The sequence below is a fragment of the Spongiactinospora gelatinilytica genome, from assembly GCF_003236385.1.
GTDB classification, from domain to species: Bacteria; Actinomycetota; Actinomycetes; order Streptosporangiales; family Streptosporangiaceae; genus Spongiactinospora; species Spongiactinospora gelatinilytica.
The window spans coordinates 1-430 of record NZ_POUA01000880.1 but is presented as its reverse complement, the minus strand read 5'-3'; the positions used below and the strand labels follow the sequence as shown (position 1 = coordinate 430).

Sequence of the window (430 nt, the reverse complement as noted above, 5' to 3'; positions counted from 1 at the left end):
CACTTCTCGTTTTGTGAGAACCGAAATGGTAGATGTCTTAGGAAGTGACTATATTGAACTTGCTAGAGCGAAAGGGATGAGCAAAATGGGAATAGTTTTCCATCATGCTTTGCGTAATAGTTTGATTCCATTAGTTACCGTAGTGGGTCCATTAGCCGTCGCTATTATGACTGGTTCAATGGTTGTGGAAAATATTTTCTCAATTCCAGGAATTGGGGAACAATTCGTTAAGTCAATCTTAACTAACGACTATCCAACTATTATGGGTGTAACCATGTTGTACTCTGGTCTATTATGTTTAGTTCTATTATTAACAGATATCATCTATGGATTGATTGATCCACGAATTAGAATTACTGGAAAGGGGGAGTAATGTAATGGAAGAAAAAGTGAACTTACCTAAAGATGCCTTTCAACCTGTTAGTAAGGG

Annotated in this window: 1 protein-coding gene; it reads left to right on the top strand. The window is 37.2% G+C overall.

Annotated features, from left to right (window positions below; genetic code table 11):
* A partial coding sequence (locus tag C1I98_RS46685) for an ABC transporter permease (RefSeq protein ID WP_146607975.1) occupies positions 1-373 on the top strand: 373 nt, incomplete at its 5' end.
* Positions 374-430: the final 57 nt, after the last annotated feature.